This window comes from Collinsella sp. TF11-5AC (genome assembly GCF_003436775.1).
In the GTDB taxonomy this organism is placed as follows: domain Bacteria; phylum Actinomycetota; class Coriobacteriia; order Coriobacteriales; family Coriobacteriaceae; genus Collinsella.
Genome location: NZ_QSQO01000001.1, coordinates 254,864 through 263,055 on the forward strand (window position 1 = coordinate 254,864; position 8,192 = coordinate 263,055).

Genomic DNA, 8,192 nt, shown 5'->3' on the forward strand with positions numbered 1-8,192 from the left:
GACGTGGACGCCCGGGTGGTTGTTCACGACATAGTGGACGAAATTGCTGCCGATGAAGCCGCAGCCGCCCGTGACGATGATGTTCTTAGGTTCAAAAATCTCAGACATGAAAATCCAATCTGAAGCATGTACAGCTTCTTTAGTATGCCGCAGGAAGTGATGCCGCGACACTATTCAACAAAACTATCGGACATTTCGGCACGCGATAAGAGCCATAACCTTCGCAGAATTACTTCCCCTACAAAACGCCTCCGGAATGCAGTCTTTGTCGTACCGGAAGACCGAATTCCCAGTTTTATCGCGTAAGTACTTATAGAAGAAGTCCTCCCAGCTTTTAAACTTCTCACTGTCTGCAAACGCTTCCGGCTCTTGCAGAACTGCTTTGGCATCTAGCCCTGAAATTACGCCGGAGCTCAGTAGAAGCCACTCGAATGATTCGGGAAGACAAACCGTAACAGTATCGCGGTGAATGTCTTGCAGCTTAAGGACGCGGTCCGCATAGCACCCAAATGCCGCCCCGTCCGCGACAACAAACACGCGATCGTCGAGATGCTGATCCAACCAGCCCAAAATCGCGCTGTTCGTCATGGCCGAAGTACAGGTAAGCTCACTGTCAGCGAAATGCCGTTCAAAGAACTGGAAACCAGACTTACTGTCCTCGCATAGAAGGATAGAAAAGTCCTGTTTTGGCGCCGACCGGGAAATAGCATAACGATGATTCCCGCGATCTTGATAAACAGGGACGAAAGAATGGTATTTTCCGCTCGTCTTAATCTTGTAAATCTCATCCACGCTATACGGAAGATTGGGGAAATCAGCCCTTGAGATCAGCACGAAATAATTCGAGGAATACAGCACATGATGGGCAAACTCATCAGAATGAATCTCTTTTAAGCCCTCATCGACAAATACAATCGAGTCATGAACGGACGAAAGCTGGTTTCGCCAATCATAATCGGTCAGGGCGACACAGGGACAATCGCATTGCAAGGAAACACCCGACTGCTCACCCGTTCGCATGTAGTCTGCGACCATATCAAACAGTGTCGTCTTGCCCGTGCCGCTATCGCCACGCACAATAGTGATGTTTCGCTTGATGGTAAATGTGTACTTGGTTCCCCTGCGGCGGGAAATCTTAACAAGATGCGAACCGTTCATAAGCAGCACCTACAGATACGGAATTGACTCGTGAATCAATTCGGCCATGTTGTGAACGATTCGGCCGCTATTCACGACTTTAATTTTAAAATCCTCGCGACCAAAGTCCATCACATGATAGAGATTCACAACGAGCTTGCGGTCTTTCGCCATGTCAAGAATCCACTTGACACAGTTGTCACCACAGGTAGAGGCGTTAAAAATATGCTTACGATCAAATCTCATAAGCAGCAGCGTTTTCACGCCACCAGAAAGCTGGAGTGGGGAGATGGATCCAAGCACAGGGCTTTCGATGACGTTTTCGGAGACAACATCCGATCGATCGACATCTTTAATTATCGAAACTGCATAGGGATCCGTAATCCAAGAAGACCGGTAAGAGTTTTTGAAATATGTCGCTGTGTTGTAAATCGCTTCTGGCATATCGCCAAAGTAGACGCTTAACACATCCACCCCCAATCATTTTGGCTATATGGTCACCGTAATCATAACGAAAGGGGCCACCAAATAACGGTGGCCCCTAAAAGAAAGCAAGAAGGCGCTAATACTCGCGCGGGCTGTTGACGATCTCGCCGGCGGCGACCTTCTTCAAGTGCTGACCGTAGACCGACTTGCCGTAGGCCTTCGCGGCCTCCTCCAGCTCGGCGGTCGTGATCCAGCCGTTCTCCCAGGCGATCTCCTCGGGGACGGACACCGGCAGGTCCTGGGAGTGCTCCACGGCGCGGACGAACTCCGCGGCCTCGTGCAGGCTCTCCATGGTGCCGGTGTCCAGCCACGCGTAGCCGCGTCCGAGGGTCACCACGGACAGCGTCCCCTCCTCCAGGTACATCTGGTTGAGCGTGGTGATCTCCAGCTCGCCGCGGGCCGACGGCTCGACCTCATGCGCCTTGGCGGCCACGTCGCCCGGGTAGAAGTACAGGCCGGTGACGGCGTAGGAGCTCTTGGGCTCGGCGGGCTTCTCCTCGATGGAGACGGCCCTGCCCTCGCGGTCGAACTCGACGACGCCGAAGCGCTCGGGGTCGTCCACGTGGTAGCCGAAGACCGTGGCGCGGCCCGACTCGGCGTTCTGCACGGCGCGCGTCAGGTGGCGCGACAGGCCGTTGCCGTAGAAGATGTTGTCGCCGAGCACCAGCGCGCACGGCTCGCCGGCGATGAAGTCCTCGCCGATGGTGAAGGCCTGCGCCAGGCCGTCGGGGCTCGGCTGCTCGGCGTAGGAGAGGTTCACGCCGTAGCGAGAGCCGTCCCCGAGCAGGCGCTCGAAGTTGGGGAGGTCCGTCGGCGTGGAGATGACCAGGATGTCCCGGATGCCCGCCAGCATGAGGGTGCTGAGCGGGTAGTAGATCATGGGCTTGTCGTAGACCGGCAGCAGCTGCTTGGAGGTCACGAGCGTGAGCGGGTACAGGCGCGTGCCGGACCCGCCGGCGAGGATGATGCCTTTCATAAAAATCCTCTCGATTGACAATCGTTGAGCAAAAGCCGCTGATTACAGATGCATAGTTAATTAAATTATACGCACCGGCAGCAACCTCCCCGTCTTCTTATTTAAATCGGACAGCAGAAACACGCAACTCTTTCTGCATTTCTAGCGAGGCAACAAATGAAAAAGTACAATGAGCAGTGTCCAACAAACGAAAGGCAAACAATGCGAGTCGAAACAACCGGAGTATGCAGAGGAAACTGGAAAATCTACCAGCAGCTTAAGATTGAAGGCATCCATAAAGGCTCCAGCGTAACAGCCCAGGCGGCTACAGACGATAACCGCCGCTCACCTTTATCCCTCCTAAAATTCCGGGACAATAGTTGTGACTCGAACTCATACGTCCTTGTAGTCCCCGATCCCGATGCTCGCACCATCAAAATTGAGTTTAGCGAAATCGGCCAAGACGGTCGCACCCTGAGCAGCGACTCCCTTTCGCTAAATTGCAAGAACATCAAATGGGAGTCGCGCCTTAACTACAAAATTAAACCTGACATGTGCAGCAAACTCCGAAACTACGATGACGTTTCAGAGTTTGACATGGCAACGATTGATTTCTGGCAGTGCATCGAAGATTCAAGCGACTATATCCTTAGGTGCACGGTGAGAACTCCTTATCGTAGCGACTCGCAAATCAAACTTCGTTGTTTCGATCGAACCCTTAATGAAGTTAATTTGAGCATCGTCAATTTCGGTTCGAATGTAACAAGCGTTGGATTTACGTCTGAGAAAAAGCAGCTTGAAACGCAGCTCTCAATTCGAATGCCAAAGGCGTTCGATCGTTACTACTTTGTTATTGACGATCAAAATCACCCATCATTCAGTGCATTTGACTGCTTAACACCCGATAAGTTAGGCTTGCTTCTTGAGGAGACCAACTTTCTCTTTACCCATGCGCAGTTTGACCCTGAATACCCCGAATGGTTCACGGAGCATAAGGCAACCATCGGCGCTCTGGAGAAGCAGAGAAAAATCGTCTTCAACAGTGCTCCGAAGTTCAGCATTATTGTCCCTCTATACAACACACCCATTTCGTTCTTTAACGATATGACCGAATCCGTAAAAAACCAGTCTTATGCAAACTGGGAGCTCATCCTAGTTAATGCAAGTCCTGACAATCAGGAACTAAAGGTTCACGTTGAGCAGGAGACGGCCCACGACAACAGAATTAAATCAATTAACCTTACCGAGAATAAGGGCATTTCCGAAAATACAAACGCCGGCGTTGCCATCGCTTCGGGTGATTTCGTTAGCTTCTTTGACCATGACGATATTCTTGAACCGGACTTGTTGTTCTCATATGCCGAGGCAATTGAAAACAATGATGACGTCGATCTTCTATATTGTGATGAAGATAAACTCTTGCCTGATGGAAAGCTAGCGCAGCCGTTCTTTAAGCCGGATTTCAATATCGATCTGCTCAGAAACAATAACTATATCTGCCATATGCTTACCATCCGTAAGTCTCTGCTTGACACTCTAGAACCGAACGCGAAAGAGTTCGATGGAGCGCAGGATCATAATCTGACTCTCCGCGCCGTGGAAAAGGCAAGGAAAGTTCATCATGTTCCAAAGGTTCTATATCACTGGCGCCTAAGCGAGACCTCCACCGCAGCAAATGCCGATAGCAAGCCGTATGCCACTATCGCAGGTATCAAAGCGGTCCAGAGTCATTTGGACAGGCTTGGGCTCAATGCGAAGGTCGAACAAGCGCGTCGTCCCTTTACATATAAAGTAACCTACGCTGTGCCAGATTCCCATCCACTCGTGTCAATTATCATTCCAACTAAAGACCACGCCAACATTCTGGACAACTGCATTAAGTCAATTGTTGAGAAATCAACGTACGACAATTTCGAGCTTGTCATAATCGAAAACAACAGCACAGAAAAGGAGACGTTCGATTATTACGATAAGTTGCAAGCAAAATATCCTGACATCGTTCGTCTTGTAACTTGGAAGCACGAATTCAATTTCTCCAAGCTCATGAACTTTGGCGTTGCTCACGCCAAGGGCGACTATCTCTTGCTGTTGAATAACGATACTGAGGTAATTACGCCCAATTGGATTGAGACTATGCTTGGCATCTGCGCACGTGAGGATGTTGGCGCAGTTGGTGCAAAACTCTACTATCCCGACAACACCATCCAGCACGCGGGCTTATGCGTCACTGGTGGCGTGGCAGGACATCTTTGCCAAAGCATGCCAAGGGATAACTGGGGCTACTTTGCACTCAACGATGCACAACAAGACTTCAGCGCCGTCACCGCAGCTTGCATAATGACCAAGCGTGATGAATATGAGAAAGTCGGAGGTTTCACGGAAGAGCTTCAAGTTGCATTTAATGACGTTGACTTTTGCTTAAAGCTACGCGAGATCAACGACCTAATTGTATACACACCCGAAGTCGAGCTCTATCACTACGAGTCGATTTCTAGAGGCGTTGAAAACAATACGGAGAAGCAGATTCGCTTCCACAAAGAGGTCGCGTACATGAATTATCGATGGGCTAAGTATTACGTCAAAGGCGATCCTTATATGAATCCAAACTTCACCGTCGGGGAACCCGCGAATCGTTATTATCATTTATAGATAATGAGTATTTACTCATTTGGGCGCTGTTGAATATCGCGAAACTGCGCCGTCGATATCGCGCTTGGGCACCGGGCCCGACATGGGCTCCGGTGCCGTTTTGCTACCTGCGGTCCGCCCCGCGGCACGGCCTCATGTTGGCCTCTCGCATGCCAACCCAGCGCTCGGTCAAAGTCTCTGCGATCGCGTCGAAAATGTTGGTGTAAGGGTGACACCCTAGCGCCCGTTTAACGAAAAACGGCCTTCGTCCTAGAATCTGAAATCACCACAACAACAGGTTCTAGGAAAGGACGAAGACCGCTATGGAAATCTTATCAGACCCGACGCCGGACATGCTCGCCATGCCCCGTTTCGACGACGGCGCCATCGACATGCAGGAGCTGCTCCGCAGACTAGCCGAGCAGGTCGTGAACGCCGTGATGGACGCCGAGGCCGACCAGCTGTGCGGCGGCGGGGCGAACAGCCGAAACGGCTACCGCGAGAGGTCGCTCGCCACCTGCGTCGGCACGCTGACGCTGCGCATCCCCAAGCTGCGCTCCGGCAGCTTCTTCCCTGAGGACGTGCTCGAGCGCTACCAGCGCGTCGACCGCGCGCTCGTGGCCGCCGTGGCCGAGATGTACGCCACGGGCACGAGCACCCGCAAGGTGCAGAGGGTGGCCGAGAAGATGGGCGTCTCCAGGCTCTCGAAGGACCAGGTGAGCGCCATCGCCTCGAGCTTGGACGCAGATATCGAGGACCTATGCGGAAGGCCGCTCGGCGGCTCGCCGGTGCCCTACGTCTGGCTCGACGCGACCTACGTCAAGTGCTGTTAGCGCCGGGCGATTTTAGCCGCTAATAGTCAAACTATTTTGACCAATCCCGGTCACCGAATAATGGCCACCGTGCCTCCCCGCCGCCACTACGCTGGTGGTGCCAACACGCCGGCGTTAGGAGGACCATTGAGGTGAACGAGAGACACGATGACCTACAGGAGATTATAGACGCGGCGCTCCGGGAGATGGCCGCGGAGGAGGGCGACGGGTTCGACCCGCAGGCATGCAACCTCGCGGAGTTCTGCAGGAGGACGGGGCTCACCCGCTCCCGCGCGAGGACGGTCAGGGCACACGGGTTCAGGGCCCTGCCCCACGGGAACAGCGGGAGGAGGGCCGCGCCGGGCGTGCTCGCCGGCCACACCGGCCTGGTGGACGACCTCCTGCGGAAGGGCGTCACCAACTCGCAGGTGATATTCGAGCGGCTGCTCGGCCAGGGCTACGCCGGCGGCCTCACCACGGTGAAGACCTATATCGCCGCGCACCGGGACCTCGTGCCCGCGAAGAGGCGGCAGGCGGCCCCGCAGGGCTGCCGCGGCCAGCGCTTCAGGACGGCGCCCGGAGAGGCCTACCAGATGGACTGGGGCTTCGTCGCGGTCGAGCGCCCTGGCGGGGAGCGGGCGCGGATCGCCTGCTTCGCCATGGTCTGCCACCATTGCGGGGGCGCCCACGTCGAGTTCTTCCCGAACGCGCGCCAGGAGAACCTCCTCATCGGGATGCTGCACGCGTTCTCGGCGCCGGGCGTGCCCGCGACCGTGCTCACCGACAACATGAAGAGCGTGGTCGTCCGCCGCGATGCCGACGGCCGGCCCGTCTGGCAGGCCGACTACGCCGAGTTCATGGGCGTCGTCGGCTTCCGCACCAGGTTGTGCAGGCCGCGCCACCCCTATACGAAGGGCAAGGTGGAGAGGCTCGTCCGCTTCGTGAAGGGGAACTTCCTCGCGGGAAGGTCCTTTACCGACCTTGACGCCCTCAACCGGGAGGCCGCCCTCTGGTGCGCCGAGCAGGGAGGCCGCTGGCGGCGCGCGGCGGCATGCGTCCCGATGCGCGAGCACGAGGCGGCGTGCTCGGCGAACACCAGGCCGCTCGAGGTCACGGCCGAGGTCGAGCGGTACCTGTGCCCGCGCCGGAAGATCTCCTTCGACGGCTTCGTGAGCTTCGAGGGGCACCGCTACGGCGTGCCCTACTGGTACGTCCGCCGCGAGTGCAGGGTGAACCGGGAGGGGCGCGTGGTGCACATATACAGCGACGACCTCTCCCGCGAGCTCGTCGCCCACGCCGTCGGCACCGGCGCCGACAGCTGGTGCGAGGGGCAGTGGGAGACATCGCCGGCGCAGCCCGAGGAGCTGCCGACCCAGCCGGTGGGGACCGTGGTCGAGCAAATCGCCCCGCCCAGGACGAAACCCGGTTTCGAGAGGTTCGACTTCGGGAGGGCCGAATGATGGCGGGCGCGGGGGCGAGCCCCTACGAGCTCGCGAGCGACGCCGCGTCGAGGCTCGGGATCGCCGTCGGGGCGGAGGAGCTCGCGACCCTCGCCTCGGACCTCGACCTCGGCGACGGGGAGATGGCCGCCGTGGCAGCCACCTTCTCCTACCTTGCGGAGAAGAGGAGGCTCGCCTCCATCGAGACGCTGCTGAGGCTGAGCAGGCTGCCCAGGCGCGAGCCCAAGACCTTCGAGGGCTTCGACTTCTCCAGGATCCAGGGCCGGGACGCGGCCGCGCTGGGCAAGCTCCCGTCGCTGGCCGACCTCTACGCGCACCGCAACGTCGCCTTCGTCGGGCCCGGCGGCATAGGGAAGACGCACCTCGCGCAGGCCTACGGGCGCGAGTGCTGCATGCGGGGGCTCAAGACCTACTACATAAAGGCGACCGAGCTCAGGGACAGGTTCCAGAAGGCCGTCCAGCGGGGAAACACCTCGCGGGTCGTCTCCTCGCTCGTCAAGCCGTCGTGCCTCATCGTTGACGAGGTGGGGAGATGCGTCTACGACAGGCCGTGCACCGACCTGTTCTTCGATGTCGTCGACAGGCGCTACGAGAAGGAGGGGCCGAACGCGATGGTCCTCACGAGCAACATCGCCCCGAGCGGGCGGGATGAGTTCTTCACGGGCGACGACACGCTGTTAGCGTCAATATATTTTTCACCATTTTCACCAACGT

Annotated in this window: 7 protein-coding genes; 4 read left to right on the plus strand and 3 right to left on the minus strand. The window is 56.5% G+C overall.

Going from position 1 to position 8,192, the window contains the following annotated elements:
- Window positions 1-183 precede the first annotated feature (183 nt).
- The 3 genes from DXD16_RS01250 to rfbA all read right to left on the minus strand — a co-directional run bounded on the left by DXD16_RS01250 (window position 184) and on the right by rfbA (window position 2,599).
- Window positions 184-1,158 carry a hypothetical protein gene (locus tag DXD16_RS01250; protein WP_117654854.1) on the minus strand — a complete coding sequence of 325 codons (975 nt, stop codon included), beginning with the start codon at window positions 1,156-1,158 and terminating at the stop codon, window positions 184-186.
- A 9-nt stretch (window positions 1,159-1,167) separates the two neighbouring features.
- Window positions 1,168-1,605, minus strand: coding sequence for a DUF4869 domain-containing protein (locus DXD16_RS01255; protein ID WP_117583286.1), 438 nt, complete (start codon window positions 1,603-1,605; stop codon window positions 1,168-1,170).
- A 94-nt stretch (window positions 1,606-1,699) separates the two neighbouring features.
- Window positions 1,700-2,599 carry a glucose-1-phosphate thymidylyltransferase RfbA gene (gene rfbA / locus DXD16_RS01260; protein ID WP_117654855.1) on the minus strand — a complete coding sequence of 300 codons (900 nt, stop codon included), beginning with the start codon at window positions 2,597-2,599 and terminating at the stop codon, window positions 1,700-1,702.
- A gap of 156 nt (window positions 2,600-2,755) precedes the next feature.
- Between rfbA and DXD16_RS01265 the strand changes: the two genes are divergently transcribed.
- The 4 genes from DXD16_RS01265 to DXD16_RS01280 all read left to right on the plus strand — a co-directional run.
- Complete coding sequence (locus DXD16_RS01265; protein ID WP_117654856.1) at window positions 2,756-5,227, plus strand: glycosyltransferase; 2,472 nt, start codon at window positions 2,756-2,758, stop codon at window positions 5,225-5,227.
- A gap of 302 nt (window positions 5,228-5,529) precedes the next feature.
- Window positions 5,530-6,039 (plus strand): transposase, encoded by a 510-nt coding sequence (locus tag DXD16_RS01270; protein ID WP_233502551.1) that lies wholly within the window; start codon window positions 5,530-5,532, stop codon window positions 6,037-6,039.
- A gap of 131 nt (window positions 6,040-6,170) precedes the next feature.
- Window positions 6,171-7,478 carry an IS21 family transposase gene (gene istA / locus DXD16_RS01275; protein ID WP_233502553.1) on the plus strand — a complete coding sequence of 436 codons (1,308 nt, stop codon included), beginning with the start codon at window positions 6,171-6,173 and terminating at the stop codon, window positions 7,476-7,478.
- A partial coding sequence (locus DXD16_RS01280; protein ID WP_117654857.1) for an ATP-binding protein occupies window positions 7,475-8,192 on the plus strand: 718 nt, incomplete at its 3' end. The genes istA and DXD16_RS01280, both read left to right, overlap by 4 nt.